Consider the following 23,986-nt stretch of genomic DNA (forward strand, 5'->3'; position numbering starts at 1 on the left):
CCCCCCACGCACGCCCCCCACTACTCGCACGTCCGTCGGCTGCCCCCGTCGCGCAGCCGTCACGCCGTGTCCGCCAGTGCGGGCCGTGGGACGACGATGCCGCAGCCGGCGCACACCGGGCCGTCCCACGGCTGGCCGCTCTGGGCGTGGCCGCCTTGTGCGGAGCCGCCCTGCGAGTGGCCGGGCCGCAGGCTCTGGCCCCAGCGCAGTTCCCGCGTGCCGCACACCGGGCAGGTCGTGCCCGGCTCCGACTCCAGTGCCTTCACCAGCCGTCGCAGTACCTCGCCCAGTGGCTCCTTCGGCCGGACCCCCGGGTCGGCGCAGCGGACCACCGCCTCACCGCCCCACGCCCACTCCGGCCGGCGCAGTCCGTCGTGCTTCTCGCGGCGGCGCCGCTCCGCGAAGTGCCGTTCGTACTCCAGCCAGACCGCCCTTGCCTCCTCCAGTTCCTCCAGCGCCGCCACCAGCCGCTGTGGGTCGGCGGCCCGGTCCTCGGGCGCTATCCCGTGCCGGTCGCACAGGTGCCACCAGGTGGCCCTGTGCCCGTACGGCGCGAATCTCTCCAGACAGCGGCGCAGCGAATGCCGCCGCAACGCCCGGTCGTTGCGCGCGTCGCGCACCTGGACCGCCAGGCTCCGGAAACCCGCCATCGCATCGTCACCTCCGTGCGCACCTCCACCTCCGTGGCCAACATGCCCGGAGCAGTGTGGGCGCATGCGGGGGCGGTCGAGGCGTACGGGTGGCACATGGCCGGAACTCAGCGCCCCATCCGCCCCGCGGCGACCACCACCCGGGCCAGCTCCTCGTGGCAGATGTCGCTGTGCGCCCCCGACGGGGCCCCACCCCGCCGGACGACCGAAGCGGCGTCCACGCTCGCGCAACCCGCCGCGGGCAGCCCGTCCCGCAGGGCTTCGTCCAGGGTCAGGCGCGCGGTCCCCGGCACCCCTTGGACGCCGTCGTGGCCGATGGCCCCCCAGCGGGCGTCGAAACCCGCGAATCCGGCTGAATCGCCCGCCATCCGTGAGGCCAGCGGGTAGAAGACCCGCAGTGCCGTGTCGTGCCGCGAGTAGCAGGACACCACCGGCCCGGCCACCCGCCTCTGCAGCCCGGCCAGCGCCCCGCCGCGGCCGCCGTCGTGCGGCAGCCGGTCGGCGAACGCATAGTGCGAGAAGGCGCCCTGGAGCAGGGTCAGGGAGTGCACGAACCCCCACCCGTCCGGTACGGCGCGCAGCGCGAACGACACCACCCGGGCGCCGAAGCTGTGTCCGATCAGGTGCATCCGCAGTTCGGGCCGGGCGCGCGACAGCTCGGTCAGTACGGGGCCCAGCCCGCGCTCGCCGACCACCCCGGCCCGCTTCTTCATCCGGTGGTACGTGGCCTGCCGGAGCAGCTCCTTGCCGCCGTTCCACAACCCTTCCGGCTCGGGTGATCCCGCCTCCGTCAGCCCCGCGGCCAGGGCCCGGCAGGCCTCCACCGGGTCCACGGTGAAGATCAGCGGCAGTGGTCCGGCCGGGGCCGCCGCCGACGCGGCCGTACCCGACGCGGCCGTACCCGACGCGGCCGTGACCGATGCGTCCGCCCCCGGTGCGCCCACCGCCAAGGACCGTGCCAGTGCGGCGAATTCGGCCAGGGCTTCCGGCGACTCGGGTCGTTGTTCCAGGAGTTCGGCCATCCGGTCCAGTTCGGCCTCCCGGCCAGGCCAGAACTCCCCCAGCGCCCGCCGTGTTCCGGTGTCGAGCCCCGCACCGGTCCCGGCCCCCTCGCAGGCCCCCGGCCCCGCCCCGCGCGCTTCGAAGTCCGGGATCGGCTCGTCCGAGAACCGGATCGAGGGCCACACCACGCCCACGTAGCCCAGCCGGACCGAGGGCCCGACCAGCCGGGGGAACGGCGCGAAGAACCGGTCGTACAGCCGGGTCGAGGTCGACGGCTCGCTGTTCCAGCCGTGCGAGAACACCAGCAGGTCCGTGGCCTCCAGGCGGGCCACCGCCGCACGGGACCGGGGATCCACGTCCCCCTCGGCGTCGAAGGTCAGCTCCGCGTACGGCCCGACACCCAAGGCCGCGTTCCGACCCGCACCCGACATGAGGTCCCCCCTCGCCGCCGCGCTCCGTCACCGCGGCTCCAGCATCCCGCCGGGCCGGGCATCCGGCCAGCCCCCGCGCAGGGCGGAATCCACCGGGTCGCGCATGCGGCACCGGCGTGCGGGGGAGCGGCCGTGCCCTCCCGCACGCCTGCCCTCCCTCCCGTACGCCTGCTCGCCCGCCGGTACGCCTTCCTGTCCGCCGGTACGCCCCCCGCGCGCGGCCTCACCGGTAGAGCAGGTACTCCTCCCGCACCGCCGCGAACCGTGCCAGTCCGGCCGCCCAGTCCGCCGCCACCTCCTCCACCCCGGCGCCCGCGTCCACCAGCCGCCGCACCCGGTCCGAGCCCGTCAGCTTGTCGATCCAGTGGTCGGACCGCCAGGCGAACCCGCTCCAGGACCGTCGCGCCGTCACCAGCAGGCCGATCCCGGCCCGCACCGGGTCGAAGGCCGCCCGGTCGTGCACGAGCACCCGCACCCCGCCACAGGCGCGCCCGGCGAACTTCGAGAACGACGGGGTGAAGTAGGTCTCCCGGAACCACACCCCGGGCAGCTCCAGGGCGTTCGCGGCCTCCGCCCACCGCCGGTCCACGCCCTCCGCCCCGACCACCTCGAACGGCGTGGTCGTGCCCCGCCCCTCGGACAGGTTGGTCCCCTCGAACAGACAGGTCCCCGCGTAGGCCAGGGCGGTGTCGGGCGTCGGCATGTTCGGGCTCGGCGGCACCCACGGCAGTCCGGTGTCCCCGAAGAAGGCGTCCCGCCGCCACCCCGCCATCCGTACGGTGCTCAGCCGGACCGGCCGGTCCTTCAGGAACTCCCCGTTGAACAGCAGGGCCAGCTCCGCCGCCGTCATGCCGTGCGCCAGCGCCACCGGCTCCCGCCCGACGAAGCTCGCGTACGCCCGGTCCAGGACCGGCCCGGCGGCCCGCCGTCCGCCCACCGGATTGGGCCGGTCCAGCACCACCACCGCACGCCCGGCCAGCGCGGCCGCGCGCATGCAGTCGTACAGCGTCCAGACGTAGGTGTAGAAACGGGCCCCGACGTCCTGGATGTCGAAGACCACGGTGTCCACGCCGGCCTTGGCGAAGACGTCCGCGAGGGCCTGCCCGCTCCGGCCGTACGTGTCGTACACCGGCAGCCCGGTGGCCGGGTCGCGCGCGTGGCCCTCCGACCCGCCGGCCTGCGCCGTTCCCCGGAAGCCGTGCTCCGGCCCGAACACCGCGACCAGGTCGACGCGGTCGTCCGCGTGCAGGACGTCGACCAGGTGCCGGGCGTCGGCGGTGATCCCGGTGGGATTGGTGACTACGCCCACCCGCTGTCCGGCGAGCAGCGCGTACCCGTCGGCGGCGAGCTCCTCGAAGCCGGTCCGTACCCCTCCGGTCCGTACGTGTCCGGCCCGTACGTGTCCGGTCCGTACCCGTTCGGCCCGGGGGTCGCCGGACGCCGGACCCGCCCCGGAACGGAATACGGCGCCGGGCGCGGCCCGGGCAACACCGGGCACACCACCGGCCCCCACTCCCACGGCCCCCGCCAGTCCCAGCAGCCCCCGTCTCGACAGGCTCATCCGCCCACGCTAGGCGCCCGGACCCTTCCGGCCGGCCATACCGACCGGTTAGTCTGCCGTTCGTTCCCCTCGGCTGAGAAAGGCGGACCCCATGAGCCCCCTCCACCCCGTGAGCACGTACCAGGACGCCCGCGTCATCGTCACCGGTGCGGGCGGCGGCATCGGCGAGGCACTCGCGCACCGCTTCGCCGCCGAGGGAGCCACGGTCGTGGTCAACGACCTCGACCCGGCTCGGGCGGCGTCCGTCGCGGGCTCCATCGGCTCCCGCGCCATCGCCCTGCCCGGCGACGCCTCGGAGATCGCCGAGGAGGCCCGTGAAGCGCTCGGCGGCACGGTGGACGTCTACTGCGCCAACGCCGGCATCGCCTCCGGCGGCGACCCCTTCGCCGAGGAGGCCGTCTGGGAGGCGGCCTGGCAGACCAACGTGATGGCGCACGTCCGCGCGGCCCGCGCCCTGCTGCCCCACTGGCTGGAGCGGGGGAGCGGGCGTTTCGTCTCCACCGTCTCGGCCGCCGGGCTGCTCACCATGATCGGAGCGGCCCCGTACAGTGTCACCAAGCACGGCGCGCTCGCCTTCGCGGAGTGGCTCTCGCTGACCTACCGTCACCGCGGGGTCCAGGTCCATGCCATCTGTCCGCAGGGGGTGCGCACCGACATGCTGACCGCCTCCGGCTCGGCCGGCGAGCTGGTCCTCGCGCCGACCGCGATCGAACCGGAAGCGGTCGCGGACGCGCTGTTCGACGGCATGGCGAAGGGCACCTTCTTGATCCTCCCGCACCCCGAGGTCGCCGGGTACTACGCGACCCGGGCCACCGACCCCGACCGCTGGCTGTCGGGCATGAACCATCTGCAGCGCACCTGGGAGGATGCGTGACCGCCGGGCCGGACGCCGTACCCGCCGGGCCGGACGCCATGCCCGCCGGGCCCGCCGCGTCCCCGTACGCCGCACGTCCCTGGCTGGGTCGGCTCAGCCCCGCCCAGCTGGCGCCCGCCGATCCGCCGCCCAGCGTGCTGCACGCCTTCCGGGCGGCGGCGGCCCGGGCGCCGGAGCGCGTCGCGCTCGCCTACTTCGACGGCCGGCTGAGCTACGCCGAGACCGACGCCCTCTCCGGTTCCCTGGCCGGCCGGCTCGCCGCCGGCGGGGTCCGGCCGGGCGACCGGGTCGCGGTCATGCTGCAGAACACCCCGCACTTCGTGCTGGCCGTGCTCGCCGCCTGGAAGGCGGGCGCGGTCGTGGTCCCGCTCAACCCCATGTACAAGTCCGGGGAGGTCCGGCACGTGCTGGCCGACTCCGGAGCCGCCGCCCTGGTCTGCGAGGCCGCGGCCTGGACTGCGTACCTGCGCGAGGCGGCCACCGGTACGGCCGTGCGCACCGTGCTGACCGCCCGCGACCGGGACCTCCAGACCCGCGACGACCCACGCGTCTTCGGCCCCGCCCGGGCCGAAGCGGAGGCCCAGGCCGACGCCGACGCCAAGGCCGACGCCGACGCCGGGTCCGCCGACCCGGCCGCCGGCTCCTGCGACCTCCTGACCGAGGCCCGCCGGGGCCACCCCGAACCCCTCGCCGTGCCCGAGCCGCGGGCCACCGGCACCGCCCTCATCAGCTACACCTCCGGCACCAGCGGCACCCCCAAGGGCGCCCTCAACCCGCACGGGGCGATCACCCACAACGCCGCGCGCCAGGTCATGGGCCACCCGATACCCGAGGGCGCCGCGTACTTCGCCCTCGCCCCGCTCTTCCACATCACCGGCATGGTGTGCGAGCTCGCCGCCTGCTTCGTCAACGCCGGCACCCTGGTCCTGGCCCACCGCTTCGAACCCGGCGCGGTCCTCGACGCCTTCCTGGAACACCGCCCCGCCTACACCATCGGCCCCGCCACCGCCTTCATGGCGCTGGCCGCCCACCCCGCCGTCACCCGCGACCACTTCTCCTCGTTCCGGACCGTCTCCTCCGGGGGCGCACCGCTCCCGCCCGCCCTCGTCGAGCGGCTCCGCACCACCCTCGGCTGCTCCCTCCGCAACGGCTACGGCCTCACCGAGACCACCGGTGCCACGGCCTCCGTCCCCGCCCACCTGGAGGCCCCGGTCGACCCGGCCTCCGGCACCCTCTCCGTCGGCGTGCCGGGCGCGGACACCCTCGTCCGGATCCTCGACGACCGCGGCCGCGAGCTGCCCTTCGGCGAGACCGGGGAGATCACGGTCCGCGGCCCGCAGGTGGTGCCCGGCTACTGGCGCCGGCCGGAAGCCACCGCCCGGGCCTTCCCGGACGGTGAACTCCGCACCGGAGACGTCGGGTTCATGGACCCGGACGGCTGGCTCTACGTGGTCGACCGGAAGAAGGACATGATCAACGCGTCCGGTTTCAAGGTCTGGCCGCGCGAGGTCGAGGACGTCCTCTACGCCCACCCCGCCGTCCGCGAGGCCGCCGTGGTAGGGGTCCCGGACGCGTACCGCGGCGAGACGGTCAAGGCGTACGTCAGCCTGCGCCCCGGGACCTCGGCCGAACCGGCGGAACTGTCGGCCTGGTGCGCCGAGCGGATCGCCGCGTACAAGTACCCGCGCGAGGTGGAGATCCTGGCTGTCCTTCCCAAGACGACCAGTGGCAAGATCCTGCGTCGAGAACTGCGTGAGCGCGGCCGAAATCGTTCGTAGGAACAGGCAGGCGCAGAACGGTACGAAAGAGGAGGAGCAGGTCGATGGGGTCCAGAACCACGGTTCCCGCGGAGGGTGAGGACACCCCCGTACCGCAGCGGCTGCTTGCCGTCGCCACCCGCCTGTTCGCCGAACGCGGTTACGACCGCACCTCGGTGCAGGAGATCGTCGAGGCGGCCGGCGTCACCAAGGGCGCCCTGTACCACTACTTCGGGTCCAAGGACGACCTGCTGCACGAGGTGTACGCGCGGATGCTGCGGCTGCAGCAGCAGCGCCTCGACGCGGTCGCCGACTCCGACGCGCCCGTCGAGGAGCGACTGCGCACCGCGGCCGCCGACGTGGTGGTCACCACCATCGAGAACCTCGACGACGCGATGATCTTCTTCCGCTCGATGCACCAGCTGAGCCCGGAGAAGTACAAGCAGGTGCGGGCCGAGCGCCGCCGCTACCACGAACGCTTCCGCGCCCTGATCGAGGAGGGCCAGCGCACCGGGGTGTTCTCCACGGCCACGCCCGCGGACCTGGTGGTGGACTACCACTTCGGCTCCGTCCACCACCTCTCCACCTGGTACCGAGCGGACGGCCCGCTCACCCCGCGGCAGGTCGCCGACCACCTCGCCGACCTGCTGCTGCGCGCGCTGCGCCCCTGACGGCCTCCGCCGGACCGGAGCCGGCCCGGTGCCGGCCCGGCCCGGTGTCGGACGGGCCGGCCCGGTGTGGGATCAGGCGTACCGGTTCAGCTCCCGCCGTGCCATCGACCGCTGGTGCACCTCGTCCGGCCCGTCCGCCAGCCGCAGGGTCCGCGCCGCCGCCCACAGTTCCGCCAGCGGGAAGTCCTGGCTCACCCCGCCCGCGCCGTGCAACTGCACCGCGTCGTCGAGGATCCCGACCACCGCCCGCGGGGTCGCGATCTTGATGGCCTGGATCTCGGTGTGCGCGCCCCGGTTGCCGACGGTGTCCATCAGCCAGGCCGTCTTCAGCACCAGCAGGCGCAGCTGCTCCACCGTCACCCGGGCGTCCGCGATCCAGTTCCGTACGACGCCCTGCGCGGCCAGGGGCCTGCCGAACGCCGTACGGTCCAGCGCCCGCCGGCACATCAGCTCGATGGCCCGCTCCGCCATGCCGATCAGCCGCATGCAGTGGTGGATCCGGCCGGGACCCAGCCGGGCCTGAGCGATCGCGAAGCCCGAGCCCTCCTCGCCGATCAGGTTCGAGGCGGGCACCCGCACCCCGTCGAAGACCACCTCCGCGTGACCGCCGTGGTCGTGGTCCTGGTACCCGTACACGCTCATCGCCCGCCGGACCTCCACCCCCGGGGTGTCGCGCGCCACCAGGACCATCGACTGCTGGCGGCGCGGGTCCGCGCCGCGCGGGTCGGTCTTGCCCATGACGATGAACACCTTGCAGTCCGGGCTCATCGCCCCGGAGATGAACCACTTCCGGCCGGTGACCACGTACTCGTCGCCGACCCGCTCGATCCGGGTCTCGATGTTCGTCGCGTCCGAGGAGGCCACCTCGGGCTCGGTCATCGCGAAGGCGGACCGGATCTCGGCCGCCAGCAGCGGCTCCAGCCACTGCTTCTTCTGCTCCTCGCTGCCGAACTGCGCGAGCAGCTCCATGTTCCCGGTGTCCGGGGCCGCGCAGTTGACCGCCATCGGCGCCAGGTGCGGACTGCGCCCGGTGATCTCCGCCAGCGGGGCGTACTGGAGGTTGGTCAGCCCGGCGCCGTGTACCGCGTCCGGAAGGAAGAGGTTCCACAGGCCCTGGCTCCGGGCCTGCGCCCGGAGCTCCCCGAAGACCGCCGGAGTGTCCCACGGGGAGGCCAGTGCCGCCCGCTGCGCGGCGGCCACCGGCTCCGCCGGGTAGACGTACTCCTCCATGAACGCGAGCAGCCGCTCGCGGAGCTCCTCGGTCCGGGCATCGAATGCGAAGTGCATGGTGATCGTTCCTCAGCCTTCCTGAAGGGTGGTCAGGCCGTGCTCGACGAAGACCGGGACGAGTTCCCCGATCCGGTCGAAGCCCGCGCCCACGGTCTGCCCGAGGGTCCAGCGGTAGTGGATGCCTTCGAGGATCACCGCGAGCTTGAACCAGGCGAAGGCCGTGTACCAGGAGATCTCCCCGACGTCCCGGCCCGACCGCGCGGCGTACCGCTCGACCAGCTCGGCCGGCGCGGGATGCCCCGGCGCGCTGCTCGTCGTGCTCACCGGGGACTCCGGCAGCCCCAGGTCCGAGCTGTACATCACCAGCAGACCCAGGTCCGTCAGCGGATCGCCGAGCGTGGACATCTCCCAGTCCAGCACGGCCCGGATGGTGTCGGCGCCGGACGGGCCCTTGCCGACCAGCACGTTGTCCAGCCGGAAGTCGCCGTGCACCACGGCCGGGGCGCCGGAGGGGGGCAGGGCCCGGCCCAGGCCGCCGTGCAGCTCGTCGATCCCGGCCAGCTCGCGGTTCCGGGAGGCGTCCAGCTGCTTGCCCCAGCGCCGCAGCTGCCGGTCGAGGAAGCCCTCCGGCCGGCCGAAGTCCGCCAGTCCCACCGCCGCGGGGTCCACCGCGTGCAGCTCCACCAGTGTGTCGACCAGGTCCAGTACGACCTGCCGGGTGCGTTCCGGCCCGAGCCCGGCGAGCTGCCCCGCCGTCCGGTAGGGGGTGCCGTCCACGAACTCCATGAGGTAGAACGGGGCTCCCAGCACCTCCTCGTCCTCGCACAGCAGCAACGGCTCCGGCACCGGCACCGCTGTGCCGTGCAGGGCCCGGATCACCCGGTGCTCCCGGGCCATGTCGTGCGCGGTGGCCAGGACATGGCCGAGCGGCGGCCGGCGCAGCACCCAGCGGGTGCTGCCGTCGGTGACCTCGTAGGTGAGGTTCGACCGGCCGCCCTCGATCAGGCGGCCGCTCAGCTCCCCGCCCACGAGTCCGGGCAGCGCGGCGTCGAGGCGGCCGCGCAGCCGCGCCAGGTCGAGGCCCCGGGGGTCGGACGGACTCATGGTGCGCACCTCCGTGCGGAGTTGACGAGGACGGTTCCCCGCCCATCATGCCGACCAGTCGGTATGGCGTCCAGGGTCTGGGCCGGATTCCGCCCTCCGGCTCCCTTTCCCGGCCCGCGCCCGCCGCCCGCCACCGGCCAGATCGCACACCGCCGATCGCCCGCCGCCGCCCCCGGGGCCTTCCCGACCTCCCCGCGACCTACGCCGTCACGCGTGGCAGGCGACCGGGACACCGTTCCTAAGGACTGAGTGGGAGTGAGTCCTGTTGCCAGGCTCTGTGCTCAGCCGTGTGCCCCGAACGGTGTTGGGCACGCTGGTCGCCCGCTTTCGCTCCGCGTCCGGGCCCTGCGCATCGTGTGCGCGGTCCGGGGATGCGGGGGCGGGTTTCCTCGCGCCCAGGGGCGTCCGGTCGGGCCTGGACGGTCCGATGCCCATCACGATCGCTCTGGTCGCGATGGGGCGGTGCCGTCCGTCGCCGGACCGGGTGTCCCTGGGCGCGCCTGCCGATCGCGATGCTCGCCGCATCATGCCGGCTGGTCTTGCAGTGGGTGGTGGTGAGGGGTTTCTGCCAGGCACCGCCACACCAGCAGGGCCGGGGGCGACGAACGGCGCCGACAACTCCCGCAGCACACCCACACCCCCTCACCCCACTGCCGAAGAACCCTTCTCCCCGCCCAACGGCCGCCGACCGCAAAGGTCACCCATTCGACGCAAGAACGCCCGTTCCCGCCGGGCACCGGCACACTGCCACGGAAGAGGCGCTCACTCATACACGACAGAACATGCTCATTCGGACACGCAAGTCAACAGTTCCAACCCCGGGCGCGGGCTGGACGAGGTAGGGCTCGTCGGCGGTCATGTGCGCTCTACCCGGATCGCCTTGACTGGTGATCGCACGATGCCAGTCATCGTGCTGCCCCGGAGAGCGGCCGCCCGCGCCAGTGGAAAACCGCCGACGGCTCCCGCCGACGGGTCCCGCCGGCGATCCGCTCGGCGGTCACCTCGGTGGTCCCGCCGGCGCTTCCGTCAGTGGTCGTCGTAGTGACCGTCGTGCCGCGCGTGCCGGTGGCCGTCGTGCAGGTAGTCCAAGTGGTCGCCGTGCTGCACGGCCTCGTGGCCGCAGTCCTCGCCGTGCGCGTGCTCGTGGCCCTCGTGCGCCACGTGCCCGGCCGGCTCGCACTCGTCCCAGTGCTCGCCGTGCTGCCGGTGCAGGTGCCCGTCGTGCGCGTAGTCCGTGTGATCGCCGTGGGCGACCTCGGCGTGCCCGCAGCCGGGGCCGTGCGCGTGTTCGTGGGTGACGTGTTCCTGATGTGCTGTGCTCATACGCCCGAGGTTAGGGAGACTGCCCGGATATCGCCTGTTGTGTCGCGACCCCGTGGATCATTCAGATGATCATGACGGCGGCGAAGGCGGCCAGCACCAGCGTGGCAACGGTCGCCGCCAGCGCCCGGCGCGGCGCGAGCCCGGGCGGCCGGGCCGCCGCCAGCTCCCGGATCCGCCCGTGCGCCACGGCCAGGAAGGCCAGCCACACCAGCGCGATGAAGGCGGCCCCCGCGATCTCGGCCGCCGAGGCGGGTCCGCGCAGCGCCTGGCGCAGGGCGAGTACGGCGGCGATCGAGCAGGTCAGCGTGGTCCGCCGCCACGCCAGCCGGGTCCGCTCCGGCTGCAACCCGGGATCCCGGTCCTGGTCCCGGTCCCGGCTCTGGTCCCGGTCCCGGTCCCGGTCCCGGTCCGCGGCGTCCCCGCTCACCGCGCCGCCGTCCAGCCCATCAGTACGACCACCACCATCGCCACCGCGACCAGCCCCACCCCCAGGCTCAGCAGCACCGGGAAGCGCGACACCGGCAGGTCCTCGCCGCGCCGCATCGCCCGCTCGCAGCGCACCCAGTGGTTCACCGCCCGCAGCGCGCACGCCCCGCCCACCACCAGCAGGGCCACCGCCATCCCCACCCGCACGCCCCACCGCAGGTCCGGCAGGAACTGGTCCACCGCGAACCCGCCGCCCACCAGGGCCAGCGCGGTCCGGATCCAGGCCAGGAAGGTCCGCTCGTTGGCCAGCGAGAACCGGTAGTCGGGGGTCGCGCCCTCCTCCCTGATCCGCTGCGGGGCGAACCAGAGGCGGACGTCTCTGACGAAGTCGATCACCCTGGCAATGTACGGCGGAACGCCCGCAGCCGCCGATACGCCTCCAGCCCGTCCGGCACCCAGGCCCACGCCCCGCCCGTTCCGGCCACCCCGTCCGAGCCCGCGGCCCCGCCGGCTCCGGCCGCGTCGCCCGCGCCGACCCGCCGCTCCAGTTCCTCCTCCGGCAGGAAGGCGTACCAGTCCACCTCCGACTCCTGCGGCCGCACCGGCAGCTCGCAGCGCACCTCGTGCACGTACGACCACCAGGCCCCGCCCTCGCCCTCGTACAGGAACTTGAACAGAGGCACCGGTTGCGGCAGCCCGCTCACCCCGAGCTCCTCCTCGGCCTCCCGCAGCGCGGCCGTGGCGTAGTCCTCGCCGGCGCCCAGCACCCCGCCCACGAACATGTCGTAGCGGGAGGGGAACACCAGCTTCGACGGGGTCCGCCGGTGCACGAACACCCGCCCCTCCGCGTCCCTGGCCTGCACGAACACACAGCGGTGGAGCAGCCCGCGGGCGTACACCTCACCCCGCGGGGCCTGCCCCGTCACCCGGTCCTCACGGTCCACCACGTCCAGGATCTCTTCAGCGCTCACGGATTCATCCAAGCAGGCCTGTTGACGGGTTACCGCCGCGTAGCAAGGATCTGCGCATGACGTACGACGCTGACGTGATCGTGATCGGGGCCGGGCTCGCGGGGCTGGTGGCCACCGCCGAACTCGTCGACGCGGGCCGCCGGGTCATCCTCCTCGACCAGGAGCCCGAACAGTCCCTCGGCGGTCAGGCCCACTGGTCCTTCGGCGGGCTCTTCTTCGTGGACTCCCCGGAACAGCGCCGGCTGCGGATCAAGGACAGCCGCGAGCTGGCCCTGCAGGACTGGCTCGGCACGGCCGGCTTCGACCGCACCGAGGACGCCTGGCCGCGCCGCTGGGCGGAGGCGTACGTCGACTTCGCCGCGGGCGAGAAACGGCCCTGGCTGTACGCGCGCGGCGTCCGCTTCTTCCCCGTGGTGGGCTGGGCCGAACGGGGCGGCTACGGGGCCACCGGCCACGGCAACTCCGTCCCCCGCTTCCACATCACCTGGGGCACCGGTCCCGGCCTGGTGGAGCCCTTCGCGCGGCGGGTCCGGGAGGGCGCGGCCCGAGGCCTGGTCAGCCTGAGGTTCCGGCACCGGGTCACCGGCCTGGCCCGCACCGGCGGCGCCCTCGACACCGTCACCGGCGAGGTGCTGGCACCCTCGGACGCCGTACGCGGCACCCCCAGCGGCCGCGAGGCCACCGGCGGTTTCTCGCTGCGCGCCCAGGCGGTGATCGTCACCTCCGGCGGCATCGGCGGCAACCACGACCTCGTCCGGTCCCAGTGGCCGGCCCGGCTCGGCACCCCGCCGGCCCGGATGCTGTCCGGGGTCCCGGCCCACGTGGACGGCCTGATGCTGGGCATAACCGAGCGGGCGGGAGCCAGCCACATCAACAAGGACCGGATGTGGCACTACACCGAGGGCATCGAGAACTGGGACCCGATCTGGTCCCGGCACGGCATCCGCATCCTCCCCGGCCCCTCCTCGCTCTGGCTCGACGCCACCGGCAAGCGGCTGCCCGTGCCCCTCTTCCCCGGCTTCGACACCCTCGGCACGCTCGACCACATCATGGCGACCGGCCACGACCACACCTGGTTCGTGCTCAACCGCCGGATCATCGGCAAGGAGTTCGGGCTGTCGGGTTCCGAGCAGAACCCCGACCTGACCGGCAAGTCCGTGCGGGACGTCATCGACCGTGCCCGGCAGGCGGTCCCCGGCCCGGTCCAGGCCTTCATGGACAAGGGTGCCGACTTCATCGTGGAGCGCGAACTGCCCGCCCTGGTCCGCCGGATGAACGAGCTGACCAAGGAGGACCTGATCGACGAGGCGGACCTGCGCCGCGAGATCACCGCCCGGGACCGCGAGATCGCCAACCCCTTCACCAAGGACCTCCAGGTGACGGCCATCCGCGGCGCCCGCAAGTACCTCGGCGACCGGCTGATCCGCACCGCCCCGCCGCACCGGATCCTCGACCCCGCCGCCGGCCCGCTGATCGCCGTCCGGCTCTCCATCCTGACCCGCAAGTCCCTCGGCGGCCTGGAGACCGACCTGTCCTCCCGCGTGCTCACCCCGGAAGGGGAGCCGCTGCCCGGCGTCTACGCGGCCGGGGAGGCGGCCGGATTCGGCGGCGGAGGGGTGCACGGCTACCGGGCCCTGGAAGGCACCTTCCTGGGCGGCTGCATCTTCTCCGGCCGGGCGGCGGGCCGCGCGGCGGCCGCGGCGGTCGACTGACGAGTGGCTACGCTCCTCCCCATGGTGCGCAAGCGCGTGATCGTGACCGGGATCGTCCAGGGCGTCTTCTTCCGGGACAGCTGCCGCACGGCGGCCATGGCGGAGGGCGTCGCCGGCTGGGTGCGCAACCTCCCGGACGGGGCCGTCGAGGCGGTGTTCGAGGGGGAGCGGGAGGCGGTGGACCGCCTCGTCGGCTGGGCGCACACGGGCCCGCCCGCCGCCCGCGTCGACGGGGTCCAGGCGCAGGAGGAAGCACCGGAGGGACTCACCGGCTTCGACGTCCTGGCCACTCCGCGGGGACTGCCTTAGGTCCGGTCGTCAAAGTGGCGCCGCGGGCCGGGCGCCGCTTCGAGGACAGGGCCCGGCGGGGCCCGGCCGGGCCGCGTCCGCCGGATCTTGCCGGCGTCCTCACACCCGCTCGACGACGCGGAACCGCTCCACGACGACCAGCGTGTCGTCGTCGACGGTGTACCCCGGGTCGCCGAGCAGCTCCCGTACGCCGTCGCCGTGCCAGAACTCCTCGTGCGAGGAACGCCATTCGGCCACTGACCGGTACCCCTCGCCCTCGTCCCGGGCGTGCCCGTCGTCCACGTCCGCCAGGCGGACCACCCGCACCTCGATGATCTCCAGTACGGCCACGGGGCGCTCCGCGGAGTCCACCAGCGCGTGCCGCTGTCCCACCGCCGGCAGTGGCTCGTCCTCGGCCTCGTAGGCGGCCAACAGCCCGGTGGTCGCGGTCTTGAGGCCGTCCAGTACGGCGCCGACGAGCCGGTCGCGCAACGGCCCCGGAAAGCCCAGCAGGTACGGCGGAAGATCCTCGGCAGTGGTCACGGGCCCACGCTACCTGCGGGCCGCACCGGGATGCGAACCGGTATAACCGTCCCAACTTACCCACAGAGAGCAGCAGTTGAAACACGCCACGCCGATTCCCGGACCTTGACGCGGAGCAGTACCGACCGGTTTGCTGTGTGTGATCATCCAGTCGAAACCAGCGTCCTGGAAGGAAAACAGCGGATGTCCCCGCCTCCGCCACCTCTCGGGCGTTCCCGCAAGCGCAACGACCGGCTCTTCGACTCCGCCCTCTGCGACACCGAACTCATCGACGTCCGAGCCCGGTTCACCCAGGGCCGCTGGTCCGGCGCCCGCGCACTGCTGTCCGCCACCGCAGACGACTGGGACCGCCGCGGCCACCGCCTCGCCGTCCTTGCGGAGACCCCCGCGGCCACCGCCTGGACCGGCGAATGGCTGCTCGCCGAACCCGAGAGCGCCGACGCCGCCACCCTGCTCGCGCTCGCCACCGTCTTCCGCGCCCTGCGCGGGAAGAGCGCCCCCGAGGACGCCGGGGAGGCCTGCCGCCGCGCCGCCGCCCTGCTCCCCGCCGACCCCACCCCCTGGCTCGGCCTGCTCATGCTCAGCCGCGCCTTCGGCACCGAGGAGGAGTTCAGCCGGCACTTCGACCAGGTCCGCGCCCGGCACCGGGAACACCACCACGCCCACCACCTCATGGTCGCCCGGCTCGCCGAACGCACCCCCGGCAGCGGCCACGACCCGCTCCACGAGGTCTACGACTTCGCCGCGTGGGCCGCCGAGGAAGCCCCCGCGGACTCCCCGCTGGCCGTCCTCCCCGTGATCGCCCACGCCGAGCGCTACCGCGTCCTCGCCGCACGGCACGGCGAGCCCGGCGGGAACACGGCGAACGCCGCCCAGCACTGGTCCGGCCGCCGCGCCCGCCAGGTCCTGCGCACCGCCTTCGACTGGTGGCTCGAATGGGAACGCGAGGACCACCCGCGCAACCGCGTGGACCTGAACTTCCTGGCCCACGCCAAACTCTGCGAGGGCCGCCCCGCCGAGGCCGCCGCCCTCTTCCACCGCATCGGCCGGCACGCCACCCGGGCCCCCTGGTCCTACCCCGACCGGGACCCGCACAAGGCCTTCCTCGCCGCGCGCAGCGCCGCACTCGGCTCGGCCTGAACGGTTCCGCCCAGGACAGCCGCCCAAGACGCCCGCGCAGGACACGCGTACAGCACCGCCGCTCCGCACCCCGAGCAAGACCCCGCTCAGCACCCCCGAGCAACACCCGCACCACCCCCTGCACCACTCCCGGCAACAACCCTCGCGACACCACCGCGCGCCCCCGCGCACGACCCCGCACCGCACCCCCGATCTCCCCCGAAAGGACCCCCGCCATGGCGACGGGCAGATCCACCACGCTCAACCCAGAGGCCGAGATCCGCACCTTCAAGGGCCAGGAACGCGCCCTGCGGGCCGACCGGCTCGGCACCGCCGGCCTGCTCCTCTCCGTCCTCGCCGCCAGCGCCCCGCTGATGGTCGTCGCCGGTGTGATGCCCACCACCTTCGGCGTGATGGGCATCGTCGGACAGCCCCTGCTGTTCGTCGTCCTCGGCGTCCTCCTGGCCCTCTTCAGCGTCGGCTACGCCGAGATGAGCCGGCACGTCCACAACGCCGGCGCCCTCTACGCCTACATAGCCCGCGGCCTCGGGCCCACCGCCGGCGTCGGCGCCTCCCTGGTCGCGCTGGTCGCGTACAGCGCCATGCAGGTCGGCGTCTACGGCATCCTCGGCTTCGAGATCTCCGGCCTGTTCGCCACCTACCTGGAGATCGAACTCGCCTGGTGGATCCCCGCCCTGATCGCGGTCGCCCTCACCGGCGCCCTCGGCTGGCTCAAGATCGACCTCAACGCCCGGGTGCTCGGCGTCCTGCTGCTCATCGAGTGCGCCCTCGTCGTGATCTTCGACATCGCCGCCATCGGCGACCCCGGCCCGGAGGGCGTCTCCTTCCACGCCTTCAACCCCGAGACCCTGACCGGCGCGGGCCTCGGCACCGCCCTCTGCTTCTGCATCGCCGCCTTCGTCGGCTTCGAGCAGTCCCCGGTCTACGCCGAGGAGACCAGCAAGCCGCACATCGTCGTCTCCCGCGTGATGTTCCTCGCCGTCGGTTTCGTCGCCCTCTTCTTCGCCCTCAGCGCATGGGCGCTGACCGTGGCCACCGGACCCGCCGGGGTCGTCAAGACCTCCGCCGAGGCCGGCCCCGGCCTCCTCTTCGCGCTCACCGAGACCCGGCTCGGCACCGGCTTCACCGACGTCCTGCACGTGCTCTTCGTCACGGGCATGTTCGCGGCCATGCTCAGCTTCCACAACGTGGTCGCCCGCTACGCCTTCGCCATGGGCCGCGAGGGTCTGCTGCCGGCCGCCTTCGGCCGCACCAACCCCGGCACCGGCGCCCCCGCCACCGGCTCCCTCCTGCAGACCGCCGTCGCCACCGTCGTCGTCCTCGCCTTCGCCGTCACCGACGACAAGCCCGTCGGCGACCCCACCACCCCCGTGCTGCACCTCTTCACCTGGATGGGCAACGTCGGCGCCCTCGGCGTGACCCTCCTCATGGCCGCCGCCTCCTTCGCCGTCATCGCCTTCTTCGTCCGCCGCGGCACCGCCGGCGCCCAGATCTGGCGGCTGCTCGCCTCCGGCACCGCCGGAGTCGCCCTCCTCGGCATCGCCGTCTACACCGTCAAGGACTTCGGCGTCCTGGTCGGCGCGGGCGAGGGCTCCGCCCTCGACTGGATCCTCCCCGGGGTCATCGGCGCCACCGCCGTCCTGGGCCTGGCGTACGGCCTGGTCCTGCGGTCCCGCCGGCCCGACACCCACGCCCGGATCGGCCTGGGCAACGAGGCGTTCCGGCTGGAGCAGGCCGCCACAGAGGCCGCACCCGGCAACTGACCTTCGTACCGGGTCCCGCAAAGGCCCCCGACGCCCGTTTCCAAGGGCATCGGGGGCCTTCGCATGCGACGCCCGTTTTGGTACCCGAAGGCGGCCGTGATCTCCTGGGGCGACCAACCGACCGGAACGCACGCGTCAGCGGACACCACCCAGGCCGCCGCGCGGCGCTCCGGACTGCCTGTCCCACCCACGAAGGCGAAGTCCCACATGAGTGACCGCACGCTGACCCAGGACGCCGCGGCGCAACCCGTCCGCCACGTCGACGCCGGCGACGAGGGCTACAGCAAGGACCTGAAGTCCCGCCACATCAACATGATCGCGATCGGCGGTGCGATAGGCACCGGCCTGTTCCTGGGTGCCGGCGGCCGCCTCGCCGGAGCCGGGCCCTCGCTCGCCATCGCGTACGCCGTGTGCGGCGTCTTCGCCTTCTTCGTGGTGCGGGCCCTCGGCGAACTGGTCCTCTACCGGCCCTCCTCCGGCGCCTTCGTCTCCTACGCCCGCGAGTTCATGGGCGAGAAGGGCGCGTACACGGCCGGCTGGCTGTACTTCCTGAACTGGTCGACGACCACCGTGGCCGACATCACGGCCGCCGCCGTCTACGCCCACTACTGGTCGATGTTCACCGACGTCCCGCAGTGGACGCTCGCCCTGATCGCCCTCTCTGTGGTCCTCGCCGCGAACCTGATCTCGGTGAAGTACTTCGGCGAGATGGAGTTCTGGTTCTCGATCATCAAGGTCGCGGCCCTGACGGTCTTCATGCTGGTCGGCATCTGGCTGGTCGCCACCAGCCACAAGATCGGTGACCACACCCCCGGCCTGGGCTCCGTCACCGACCACGGCGGCCTCTTCCCGGCGGGACTGCTGCCCATGCTCCTGGTGATCCAGGGTGTGGTCTTCGCCTACGCCTCCGTCGAGCTCTGCGGCGTCGCGGCCGGCGAGACCGAGAACCCCCAGAAGATCATGCCGAAGGCGATCAACTCGATCATGTGGCGGGTCGGCGTCTTCTACGTCGGCTCGGTCGTGCTCCTCGCCCTCCTCCTGCCGTACACGTCCTACTCCTCCGGCCAGAGCCCCTTCGTCACGGTCTTCGACAAGCTCGGCATCCCCGGCGCCGCCGGCGTCATGAACCTGGTGGTCCTCACCGCCGCCCTCTCCTCCCTCAACTCCGGCCTGTACTCCACCGGCCGGATCCTCCGCTCGATGGCCATGTCCGGCTCCGCCCCGAAGTTCACCGCCCGCATGAACAAGGGCAAGGTCCCCTACGGCGGCGTCCTGTTCACCGCCGCCTTCGGCATCGCCGGCGTGGCCCTCAACAAGTTCATGCCCGGCGAGGCCTTCGAGATCGTCCTCAACCTCGCCTCCCTCGGCATCCTGGGCACCTGGGCGATGGTCATGCTCTGCTCGCTGTTCTTCTGGCGCCGCGCCAAGGCCGGCCTGGTCGAGCGCCCCGCCTACCGCCTGCCCTGGGCCCCGTACACGCAGATCGCCACCCTGCTCTTCCTGGTGACCGTGCTGGTCCTGATGTGGAGCGACGGCGGAGTCGGCCGCTGGACCGTCTCCCTGCTTCCGGCGATCGCCGCCGCCCTGGTCGTCGGCTGGCTCTGCGTCCGCAAGCGCGTGGCCGCCATCGCCGCCGGCGCACCGCGCGACTGACCGCGCGACTGACCGGGCGGCGCCACCGCGTACGAGGGCCCCGCCCCGGGAACACTTCCCGGGGCCGGGGCCCTTCGCGCACCCGGAAGCGGCCCGCCGTTACCTCCCGGCCCGTTCCACGCGGTCCGCGGTCACCGCCCGGCCGGAACAACACCCGCTCGGGGTCGGTCTCGCGGTGCGACCCGACCGGCATGGCCACTCTTTTAAGAGGGGAGGATGTCAAGTCATGGACCACGACCAGGTGCGGACGGCTGATCTGGGCCACCACCCGTGCCTCGCGCAGCGCGGCGATCAGCACGCCGTTGCCGCCGTTGGCCCGGCCCCCGCCGTTGTCGTGAACCGTCGCGGAACACGCCAAAACGCCGAGAACCCCAGATCGATCAGATCGACTGGGGTTCTCACTGGTGTCCGAGGGGGGACTTGAACCCCCACGCCCGATAAAGGGCACTAGCACCTCAAGCTAGCGCGTCTGCCATTCCGCCACCCGGACAAGGTGTCTGTCTCGCGTCCCTGGCGGGCCGCTCCGACGAAGAGAACATTACCAGGGATTCGGAGTGCCTCGATCACATGCTCGTCGGAGGAGATCCCCCTTGGGAGCGGGGACGCGTCCGGCGAGGATAGGGACAGCAGACGATCAGTGGGAGGAACCTTCAGTGAGCGAGCCGAGCGTGAGCAGGACCGTCACCGGCGAGGACGAGGTCGTCGACCTCTGCCGGGACCTCATCCGGATCGACACCAGCAACTACGGCGACCACTCCGGCCCCGGCGAGCGGAAGGCCGCCGAGTGGGTGGCCGAGAAGCTGGCCGAGGTGGGTCTGGAGCCGCAGATCTTCGAGTCCCACAAGGGGCGCGCCTCGACGGTGGCCCGGATCGAGGGCGAGGACCCCTCCCGGCCCGCGCTGCTGATCCACGGGCACACCGACGTGGTCCCGGCGAACGCGACCGACTGGACGTACGACCCCTTCTCGGGCGAGATCGCCGACGGCTGCGTCTGGGGCCGGGGCGCGGTCGACATGAAGGACATGGACGCCATGACCCTCGCGGTCGTACGGGACCGGCTGCGCAGCGGGCGCAAGCCGCCCCGGGACATCGTGCTCGCCTTCCTGGCGGACGAGGAGGCGGGCGGCATCTACGGCGCCCGGCACCTGGTCGACAAGCACCCCGAGCTCTTCGACGGGGTCACCGAGGCGATCGGCGAGGTCGGCGGGTTCTCCTTCACGGTCAACGAGAACCTGCGGCTCTACCTGATCGAGACCGCCCAGAAGGGCATGCACTGGATGCGGCTCACCGTGGACGGCACGGCCGGCCACGGCTCCATGACCAACACCGACAACGCGATCACCGAGCTGTGCGAGGCCGTGGGCCGGCTGGGCCGCCACCAGTTCCCGGTGCGGGTCACCAAGACCGTGCGGTCCTTCCTGGACGAGCTCTCGGACGCGCTCGGCGTCCCGCTCGATCCGGAGGACATGGACGCCACGCTGGCCAAGCTGGGCGGCATCGCGAAGATCATCGGGGCCACGCTGCGGAACACCGCCCAGCCGACCATGCTGGGCGCGGGCTACAAGGTGAACGTGATCCCCGGCCAGGCGGTGGCGCACGTGGACGGGCGCTTCCTGCCCGGCCACGAGGAGGAGTTCCTGGCCGACCTGGACCGGATCCTCGGGCCCCGGGTCCGGCGCGAGGACGTGCACGGCGACCGGGCACTGGAGACGGACTTCGACGGCCGCCTCGTCGACGCCATGCAGGGCGCGCTCAAGGCCGAGGACCCGATCGCGCGTGCGGTCCCGTACATGCTCTCGGGCGGTACGGACGCCAAGTCCTTCGACGACCTCGGCATCCGCTGCTTCGGATTCGCGCCGCTGCAGCTGCCGCCGGAGCTGGACTTCGCGGGGATGTTCCACGGGGTGGACGAGCGGGTGCCGGTGGACGGCCTGAAGTTCGGCGTGCGCGTCCTCGACCGCTTCATCGACAACTGCTGAGCCGCCGGGCTGCTGAACCGCTGAGCTGCTGAGCTGCCGACCGGTGGCCGGTGGCCGGTGGCCGGGGCCGTCGTTCGAGCGGTTGTGCGGCTCTCACCGGGAAGAGTGAATGCGCTCATACGCTCGTAGCCCCGGTGGAGCCTCCTCGTTACAGGTGTTGCGGTCCGCGGCTGGGATCGCATTGCCTACTAGGAGGAATGATGATCAAGAAGGTTGTCGCCGCTGCGGCTGCCACCGGTGGCCTGGTTCTCGCGGGTGCGGGCATGGCTGTCGCCGACGCCGGCGCCCAGGGCGCGGCCATCGGCTCTCCCGGTGTTCTGTCCGGCAACGTGGTCCAGGTCCCGGTCCACGTCCCCATCAACGTTTGCGGCAACACCGTCAACGTGATCGGCCTGCTGAACCCGGCCTTCGGCAACACCTGCGTCAACGCCTGACGCTGAGGCTCGCGCCGGAGTCACGGCCCCGGAGTGCATCCAGCGCTCCGGGGCCGGGCTTTTTTCACGACAAGACAGCAGACAGCAGGGGGACGAGGGACGAGTGCAGAAGCGACAGAATGCCGCCGGCCGGAAGACGCTGATCACGGTGGCGGCCGCGGGCGGGGTGCTCGCGCTGGGCGGGGGTTACGCACACGCGGACGCCGGCGCGACGGGCCGGGCCGCGAACTCCCCGGGCGTCCTGTCCGGGAACTCCGTACAGGCACCGGTGCACGCGCCGGTGAACATCTGCGGGAACACGGTGACGGTGGTGGGCGCCTTGAACCCGGCGTTCGGCAACCACTGCGCGAACACGCCGAAACCGAAGCCGAAGCCGAAGCCCGGCACGCCGGGCAAGCCGACCCCGGGCCACCCCGGCCCCGGCCACCCGGATCACCCCGGCCACCCGGGTCCGGGCAACCCCGGCCACCCGGGCGGGCCGGACGAGCCGTGTGAACCGGGGCACCCCGGGAACCCGGGCAATCCCGGTAACCCCGGTAACCCGGGCAACCCCGGGAATCCCGGGAACCCTGGAAACCCTGGGAACCCGAGCAATCCCGGGAACCCGAGCAATCCCGGGAACCCCGGCACTCCTGGGAACCCCGGCACTCCTGGGAACCCCGGCACTCCGGGCACTCCGGGCACTCCCGGGAACCCCGGCACTCCCGGGAATCCCGGGAATCCGGGCGGGCCCGGCACCCCGGGGATCCCTGGGAACCCGGGTGGTCCGGGCAACCCGGGGGCGCCCGGTACGCCGGGGCAGCCCGGCGGGGGCGGCAACACCCCCGGCGTGCAGGGCGGTGGTCTCGCGGAGACGGGGGCCGACGGCGCTCTCGCCGGGGTACCGATCGCCGGCGGTCTGCTCCTCGCCGGGGCCGTGCTCTACCGCCGCGCCCGTAGCGCGGCCTGAGGCCGCAGCCCCGCAGCCTCCAGCGCGTCCTGACTCGCGCTCGCGCTCGCGCGCCCCACGGTCGGCCGGTCGTCCGGCCGGCCGTCGGATCGTGGGGCCGTCCGCCCGCGGACGCCCGGACACCCGACGCGCGTCGGCGCACGGGGCGTCGGTGTAGCGCGTCGATGCGGCCGTCGGCCGGTCACCGGTCCGGCGGCCGGCTTGCGGGTTCGTTCGTTGCGGGTTCGCGAGCGTTCCGGCGTGCGGGGGCTGCGGCTGCGCGCCGGCGCGGCCGGGGGCCGGTCGTCGGGCCGGTGGCCAGGCCGCTGGCGAACTGCTGCTGCCGCCGGAAGGGCACGGCGCGCGGGCCGGTGCGGCGTGGGTGCGTGCGGAGCCGTCGACCGACGGCCCGGCGGTGGTGGCCGTCGGGCCGGAGGGGGCACGGGTGTGCGCCCGGGCCGGGGCTCGCGAGGCACGGGGTCCGGGTGGCCGGCCGCGGCAGGGTCGGTACGCGGAGGTGGCCGACGGGTGGCGCCGGGACGCGGGTCAGGTCACCACGTGGCGCGGATTTGACGGATGATGCGGCGGCGGAGCCGCACACGGCGGCTGCCGTCCCGGAGGAGCATCAGCCGGTCCAACTCCCAGTGCCCGTACTCGGCATGGTCGGTCAGCAGCCGGGTCGCCTCCTTGCGTGAGACACCCCGCGGCACGTACACGTCGATGAATTCGTATTCCGGCATCGCATCTATTGTGCGGGCAGAGGCCCGCTACGGATAGCGTCTGCACTATGTCTGATGCCGCTCTGCCCACCGTAGCCGAGGTACGCGCCGCCGCCGAGGCGGTCAAAGCCGCGCTGGACCGTCACCTGGCGGCGGTCGAGCGCAGGTCAGGGGCCGAAGACCCCGACGTCCACGCCGCCTTCAACGAACTGGCCGCGGCCGCCGAGGAGTACGACGAGCTGCTGTACGAGCGGTATGACGAGGTCACTCCGTTCGAGATCCCGGCCTCCGAGGACGGAGTGCCGTACGGCGGACCGGCCGAACCGACCGCGTTCAGCGTGCTCATCCGCCGCGACTACGCCGTCGTGGAACCGCAGCGGCTGCTCGCCCAGGCCGAACGGGTCGCGGCACACGACCGGGACGCCGGTGCCGAACTCGGCGAGTCCGCCGGGACGGCGGCCGCGCTCGGCGTGCTGTTCGGCGAGTACGAGCCCGACGAGATCGCCTCCCGCTACAAGGAGTTCGGCCTGGAGGAAGGGGACTCCACGCTCTGGATCACGGCCGGCGGAACGGCGCCCGAGCCCGGCGAATGGCTCAACACGCCCTTCGACCACGCCGACCCGGAGCTCGTCCTGCACCGGTTCGACGTCAGTTCCGTCTTCGACGAGGACGAGTTCGACGACGAGGACGGCGACGACGACGGCGTCCCCGCCCTGGAACGGGTCCGTTAGCGGACATCGGGTCCGGTAGCGGGCGAGGAGACGGGCGACCGCCGCCCGGGTGTGCGGCCGGGACTCCGGCCGGCTCCCGGGCGGTACCGCGTCCGG

Annotated in this window: 22 protein-coding genes, 1 tRNA gene and 2 pseudogenes; 12 read left to right on the forward strand and 13 right to left on the reverse strand. The window is 73.1% G+C overall.

Features of this window, described 5'->3' with window-relative positions; genetic code table 11:
- Positions 1–59: 59 nt before the first annotated feature.
- The 3 genes from AC067U_RS25100 to AC067U_RS25110 all read right to left on the reverse strand — a co-directional run bounded on the left by AC067U_RS25100 (position 60) and on the right by AC067U_RS25110 (position 3,644).
- A complete protein-coding gene (locus tag AC067U_RS25100; protein WP_478832006.1) occupies positions 60–650 on the reverse strand; it encodes a hypothetical protein in 591 nt (196 codons plus the stop codon).
- A gap of 107 nt (positions 651–757) precedes the next feature.
- Positions 758–2,083 carry a serine-threonine protein kinase gene (locus AC067U_RS25105; protein ID WP_478832007.1) on the reverse strand — a complete coding sequence of 442 codons (1,326 nt, stop codon included), beginning with the start codon at positions 2,081–2,083 and terminating at the stop codon, positions 758–760.
- A 223-nt stretch (positions 2,084–2,306) separates the two neighbouring features.
- Positions 2,307–3,644, reverse strand: coding sequence for an exo-beta-N-acetylmuramidase NamZ family protein (locus AC067U_RS25110; RefSeq protein ID WP_478832008.1), 1,338 nt, complete (start codon positions 3,642–3,644; stop codon positions 2,307–2,309).
- A 91-nt stretch (positions 3,645–3,735) separates the two neighbouring features.
- Here AC067U_RS25110 and AC067U_RS25115 point away from each other — a divergent pair, with 91 nt between their 5' ends.
- The 3 genes from AC067U_RS25115 to AC067U_RS25125 are packed head-to-tail and all read left to right on the forward strand — an operon-like array spanning position 3,736 to position 6,946.
- Complete coding sequence (locus AC067U_RS25115) at positions 3,736–4,518, forward strand: SDR family oxidoreductase (protein ID WP_478832009.1); 783 nt, start codon at positions 3,736–3,738, stop codon at positions 4,516–4,518.
- Between the two features lie 38 nt (positions 4,519–4,556).
- Entirely contained in the window at positions 4,557–6,296 is a 1,740-nt protein-coding gene (locus AC067U_RS25120; protein ID WP_478832162.1) for a class I adenylate-forming enzyme family protein, read from the forward strand.
- A gap of 44 nt (positions 6,297–6,340) precedes the next feature.
- A complete protein-coding gene (locus AC067U_RS25125) occupies positions 6,341–6,946 on the forward strand; it encodes a TetR/AcrR family transcriptional regulator (RefSeq protein ID WP_478832010.1) in 606 nt (201 codons plus the stop codon).
- Positions 6,947–7,018: 72 nt separating this feature from the next.
- On the opposite strand, the gene AC067U_RS25130 is transcribed toward AC067U_RS25125, so the two are convergent.
- The 7 genes and pseudogenes from AC067U_RS25130 to AC067U_RS25160 form a co-directional block, all read right to left on the reverse strand.
- Positions 7,019–8,233: an acyl-CoA dehydrogenase family protein gene (locus AC067U_RS25130; RefSeq protein WP_478832011.1), complete on the reverse strand. Its 1,215-nt coding sequence runs from the start codon at positions 8,231–8,233 to the stop codon at positions 7,019–7,021.
- A 12-nt stretch (positions 8,234–8,245) separates the two neighbouring features.
- Positions 8,246–9,280 (reverse strand): phosphotransferase family protein, encoded by a 1,035-nt coding sequence (locus AC067U_RS25135; protein WP_478832012.1) that lies wholly within the window; start codon positions 9,278–9,280, stop codon positions 8,246–8,248.
- Positions 9,281–9,518: 238 nt separating this feature from the next.
- Positions 9,519–9,866: pseudogene (locus tag AC067U_RS25140) on the reverse strand (IS200/IS605 family accessory protein TnpB-related protein); the annotation flags it as partial.
- A 440-nt stretch (positions 9,867–10,306) separates the two neighbouring features.
- Positions 10,307–10,603 carry a hypothetical protein gene (locus AC067U_RS25145; protein ID WP_478832013.1) on the reverse strand — a complete coding sequence of 99 codons (297 nt, stop codon included), beginning with the start codon at positions 10,601–10,603 and terminating at the stop codon, positions 10,307–10,309.
- Positions 10,604–10,664: 61 nt separating this feature from the next.
- A complete protein-coding gene (locus tag AC067U_RS25150) occupies positions 10,665–10,949 on the reverse strand; it encodes a DUF202 domain-containing protein (protein ID WP_478832163.1) in 285 nt (94 codons plus the stop codon).
- 77 nt (positions 10,950–11,026) lie between these two features.
- On the reverse strand, positions 11,027–11,425 hold the full coding sequence (locus AC067U_RS25155; RefSeq protein WP_478832014.1) for a YidH family protein: 399 nt from the start codon (positions 11,423–11,425) through the stop codon (positions 11,027–11,029).
- The gene (locus AC067U_RS25160; protein ID WP_478832015.1) at positions 11,422–12,000 is read right to left on the reverse strand and encodes an NUDIX hydrolase; all 579 of its coding nucleotides are present in this window, start codon (positions 11,998–12,000) and stop codon (positions 11,422–11,424) included. The genes AC067U_RS25155 and AC067U_RS25160 overlap by 4 nt, the downstream gene beginning before the upstream one ends.
- A gap of 56 nt (positions 12,001–12,056) precedes the next feature.
- Between AC067U_RS25160 and AC067U_RS25165 the strand changes: the two genes are divergently transcribed.
- Both AC067U_RS25165 and AC067U_RS25170 read left to right on the forward strand, forming a co-directional pair.
- Positions 12,057–13,712 (forward strand): FAD-binding dehydrogenase, encoded by a 1,656-nt coding sequence (locus AC067U_RS25165; RefSeq protein ID WP_478832016.1) that lies wholly within the window; start codon positions 12,057–12,059, stop codon positions 13,710–13,712.
- 21 nt (positions 13,713–13,733) lie between these two features.
- Positions 13,734–14,021 carry an acylphosphatase gene (locus tag AC067U_RS25170; protein WP_478832017.1) on the forward strand — a complete coding sequence of 96 codons (288 nt, stop codon included), beginning with the start codon at positions 13,734–13,736 and terminating at the stop codon, positions 14,019–14,021.
- Positions 14,022–14,120: 99 nt separating this feature from the next.
- Here AC067U_RS25170 and AC067U_RS25175 read toward each other — a convergent pair whose 3' ends face one another.
- Positions 14,121–14,543, reverse strand: a complete 423-nt coding sequence (locus AC067U_RS25175; protein ID WP_478832018.1) for an ASCH domain-containing protein — start codon at positions 14,541–14,543, stop codon at positions 14,121–14,123.
- A gap of 183 nt (positions 14,544–14,726) precedes the next feature.
- On the opposite strand from AC067U_RS25175, the gene AC067U_RS25180 reads away from it, so the two are divergent.
- From AC067U_RS25180 to AC067U_RS25190, 3 genes are all read left to right on the forward strand, one after another.
- Complete coding sequence (locus AC067U_RS25180) at positions 14,727–15,683, forward strand: hypothetical protein (protein WP_478832019.1); 957 nt, start codon at positions 14,727–14,729, stop codon at positions 15,681–15,683.
- 215 nt (positions 15,684–15,898) lie between these two features.
- Complete coding sequence (locus tag AC067U_RS25185; protein WP_478832020.1) at positions 15,899–17,446, forward strand: APC family permease; 1,548 nt, start codon at positions 15,899–15,901, stop codon at positions 17,444–17,446.
- Between the two features lie 207 nt (positions 17,447–17,653).
- Positions 17,654–19,099, forward strand: coding sequence for an amino acid permease (locus AC067U_RS25190; RefSeq protein WP_478832021.1), 1,446 nt, complete (start codon positions 17,654–17,656; stop codon positions 19,097–19,099).
- Positions 19,100–19,501: 402 nt separating this feature from the next.
- On the opposite strand, the gene AC067U_RS25195 is transcribed toward AC067U_RS25190, so the two are convergent.
- Positions 19,502–19,589 (reverse strand) — tRNA-Leu (locus AC067U_RS25195).
- Between the two features lie 163 nt (positions 19,590–19,752).
- On the opposite strand from AC067U_RS25195, the gene AC067U_RS25200 reads away from it, so the two are divergent.
- From AC067U_RS25200 to AC067U_RS25210, 3 genes and pseudogenes are all read left to right on the forward strand, one after another.
- Positions 19,753–21,078, forward strand: a complete 1,326-nt coding sequence (locus AC067U_RS25200; RefSeq protein ID WP_478832022.1) for a M20/M25/M40 family metallo-hydrolase — start codon at positions 19,753–19,755, stop codon at positions 21,076–21,078.
- 200 nt (positions 21,079–21,278) lie between these two features.
- The gene (gene chpH / locus AC067U_RS25205) at positions 21,279–21,512 is read left to right on the forward strand and encodes a chaplin ChpH (RefSeq protein ID WP_478832023.1); all 234 of its coding nucleotides are present in this window, start codon (positions 21,279–21,281) and stop codon (positions 21,510–21,512) included.
- A gap of 166 nt (positions 21,513–21,678) precedes the next feature.
- Positions 21,679–21,804: pseudogene (locus AC067U_RS25210) on the forward strand (chaplin); the annotation flags it as partial.
- Between the two features lie 1,187 nt (positions 21,805–22,991).
- Here AC067U_RS25210 and AC067U_RS25215 read toward each other — a convergent pair.
- The gene (locus tag AC067U_RS25215) at positions 22,992–23,180 is read right to left on the reverse strand and encodes a DUF5703 family protein (RefSeq protein ID WP_478832024.1); all 189 of its coding nucleotides are present in this window, start codon (positions 23,178–23,180) and stop codon (positions 22,992–22,994) included.
- 47 nt (positions 23,181–23,227) lie between these two features.
- Here AC067U_RS25215 and AC067U_RS25220 point away from each other — a divergent pair, with 47 nt between their 5' ends.
- Positions 23,228–23,890 (forward strand): hypothetical protein, encoded by a 663-nt coding sequence (locus tag AC067U_RS25220; RefSeq protein ID WP_478832025.1) that lies wholly within the window; start codon positions 23,228–23,230, stop codon positions 23,888–23,890.
- Positions 23,891–23,986 lie beyond the last annotated feature (96 nt).

The sequence above is a fragment of the Streptomyces sp. NPDC043853 genome (genome assembly GCF_056436025.1).

Excerpts from the sequence above, each read along its gene's own strand:
- AC067U_RS25110 (WP_478832008.1), bottom strand. The coding sequence starts at position 3,644 with ATGAGCCTGTCGAGACGGGGGCTGCTGGGACTGGCGGGGGCCGTGGGA.
- AC067U_RS25190 (WP_478832021.1), top strand. The coding sequence starts at position 17,654 with ATGAGTGACCGCACGCTGACCCAGGACGCCGCGGCGCAACCCGTCCGC.
- AC067U_RS25145 (WP_478832013.1), bottom strand. The coding sequence starts at position 10,603 with ATGAGCACAGCACATCAGGAACACGTCACCCACGAACACGCGCACGGC.
- AC067U_RS25120 (WP_478832162.1), top strand. The coding sequence starts at position 4,557 with ATGCCCGCCGGGCCCGCCGCGTCCCCGTACGCCGCACGTCCCTGGCTG.
- AC067U_RS25130 (WP_478832011.1), bottom strand. The coding sequence starts at position 8,233 with ATGCACTTCGCATTCGATGCCCGGACCGAGGAGCTCCGCGAGCGGCTG.
- AC067U_RS25125 (WP_478832010.1), top strand. The coding sequence starts at position 6,341 with ATGGGGTCCAGAACCACGGTTCCCGCGGAGGGTGAGGACACCCCCGTA.
- AC067U_RS25115 (WP_478832009.1), top strand. The coding sequence starts at position 3,736 with ATGAGCCCCCTCCACCCCGTGAGCACGTACCAGGACGCCCGCGTCATC.
- AC067U_RS25105 (WP_478832007.1), bottom strand. The coding sequence starts at position 2,083 with ATGTCGGGTGCGGGTCGGAACGCGGCCTTGGGTGTCGGGCCGTACGCG.
- AC067U_RS25215 (WP_478832024.1), bottom strand. The coding sequence starts at position 23,180 with ATGCCGGAATACGAATTCATCGACGTGTACGTGCCGCGGGGTGTCTCA.
- AC067U_RS25180 (WP_478832019.1), top strand. The coding sequence starts at position 14,727 with ATGTCCCCGCCTCCGCCACCTCTCGGGCGTTCCCGCAAGCGCAACGAC.
- AC067U_RS25220 (WP_478832025.1), top strand. The coding sequence starts at position 23,228 with ATGTCTGATGCCGCTCTGCCCACCGTAGCCGAGGTACGCGCCGCCGCC.
- chpH (WP_478832023.1), top strand. The coding sequence starts at position 21,279 with ATGATCAAGAAGGTTGTCGCCGCTGCGGCTGCCACCGGTGGCCTGGTT.
- AC067U_RS25165 (WP_478832016.1), top strand. The coding sequence starts at position 12,057 with ATGACGTACGACGCTGACGTGATCGTGATCGGGGCCGGGCTCGCGGGG.
- AC067U_RS25170 (WP_478832017.1), top strand. The coding sequence starts at position 13,734 with ATGGTGCGCAAGCGCGTGATCGTGACCGGGATCGTCCAGGGCGTCTTC.
- AC067U_RS25100 (WP_478832006.1), bottom strand. The coding sequence starts at position 650 with ATGGCGGGTTTCCGGAGCCTGGCGGTCCAGGTGCGCGACGCGCGCAAC.
- AC067U_RS25135 (WP_478832012.1), bottom strand. The coding sequence starts at position 9,280 with ATGAGTCCGTCCGACCCCCGGGGCCTCGACCTGGCGCGGCTGCGCGGC.
- AC067U_RS25185 (WP_478832020.1), top strand. The coding sequence starts at position 15,899 with ATGGCGACGGGCAGATCCACCACGCTCAACCCAGAGGCCGAGATCCGC.